Genomic DNA, 1,576 nt, shown 5'->3' with positions numbered 1-1,576 from the left:
ACGGCGATCCGGGCGCGACCACCAAGGGCAGCGTCACCGCCGTCTGGGACTTCCTGGAGGCCGTCCCCGACTGCGCCTTCGAGGTCGACGACGACGAGTGGATGCTCGGCATCGGCCTGCTCGGCGCCGAGGTCGTCCTCGAGGACGTCGAGACGGCCCTCGCCGGGTCCGGCTGCCTCTGACCGCAGCAGCGCGCTGTCACCCGCCCCGGCCGACCACGGTCCGCCGGGGCGGGTGACGCCGCTGCGCCCGGGTGGCGGGACCCGCGGCCACCCGGCAGCACCCCGCAGCACCCCGCAGCACCCCGCAGCACCCGCGACCGTGACGCGACGGTGCCCCCGCTTGCACGTCCAGTGAGGGGGCGCACTAAGGTGAGCCTTACCTAACTGGCTCCCTGGAGGTCCGTTGCTGTCCCCTCCCTCGGCCGCTGGCACCGGCTGCGCGCACGCCCTGCCGCCCACCGTCCTCCCGCCCGCGATCCGGAGCCTGCTGCACGCCCGGACCCACGCCGGGACGGTCAGCGGCTACGTCTACGACCCACAGGTCGCCGCCGACCGCGCCCGCGCGCTCCGTGCGGTCCTCCCCCCGTGGGCGTCGCTGTTCTTCGCGGCGAAGGCCAACGGCTCGCCGGCGGTGCTCGCCGCGCTGGCCGGGCCCGGTGGCGTGGACGGCTTCGAGGTCGCCTCCCGTGCCGAGGCCGACGCCGCCCGGGCCGCGCTCCTCGCCGCCGGCCGGTCCCCCCGGCTGCTGGCCGCGGGACCGGCGAAGACCCCGGCCCTGCTGGACGCCCTGCTGGACGCCGGGACCGAGGTCGTGCACGTCGAGAGCCCCCTGGAGCTGGCCCGGCTGTCCGCGGTGGCCCGGGCCCGGGGCCGGACCGTGCGGGTCGGACTGCGGGTCAACCCCGCTGCGGTCGGGGTGCGCGGCACCCTGGCCATGGGCGGGCGCCCGGCTCCCTTCGGCGTCCCCGAGCCCGACGTCCCGGAGGCGCTCGCCCTCGCCCGCTCGCTGCCGGGCCTGGACGTCGTCGGCTTCCACGTGCACGCCGTCTGCGGCAACCGCGACGCGCGGGCGCACGCCGCCTACGTCGGCTGGTGCCTGGACTGGGCGGCACGGACGGCGCGGGAGCACGGGGTCGACCTGCGCTGGGTCGACGTCGGTGGCGGACTCGGCGTCGCCTACGGCGGGGAGGACCCGCTCGACCTCGACCTGCTCGGCGAGGAGCTGCACCGGCTCACTCCCCCGGCCGGCGTGGAGGTCGCCCTCGAACCCGGCCGCTGGCTGGCCGCCGACTGCGGCTGGTACGCCGCGCAGGTCGTCGACGTCAAGGCCTCCTACGGGACGGCGTACGTGCTCGTGCGCGGCGGCATCGGCGGCTTCGCCCTGCCCGGCACCGAGGACTTCCCCTTCCCCCTCACCGTGCTCCCGGTCGAGGACTGGCCGTCCGGCCTCCCGCGTCCCGAGCTCCGCGACACGCCCGTGACGGTCGTCGGGGAGCTGTGCACGCCGGAGGACGTCCTGGTCCGCAACGTCGTCGTCGACCGGGTCCGTGCCGGTGACCTGGTCGTGATCCCGC

General features: G+C 77.0%; 1 protein-coding gene and 1 pseudogene. Both read left to right on the top strand.

Features of this window, described 5'->3' with window-relative positions:
- Window positions 1-182: pseudogene (locus CNO22_RS26930) on the top strand (ABC transporter substrate-binding protein); the annotation flags it as partial.
- A 223-nt stretch (window positions 183-405) separates the two neighbouring features.
- Window positions 406-1,576: alanine racemase (locus tag CNO22_RS26925; RefSeq protein WP_100502283.1), on the top strand; the 1,171-nt coding region annotated here is incomplete at its 3' end.

The sequence above is a fragment of the Geodermatophilus chilensis genome (assembly GCF_002802985.1).
GTDB lineage: Bacteria > Actinomycetota > Actinomycetes > Mycobacteriales > Geodermatophilaceae > Geodermatophilus > Geodermatophilus chilensis.
This window is presented reverse-complemented; position numbering and strand designations above follow the sequence as displayed.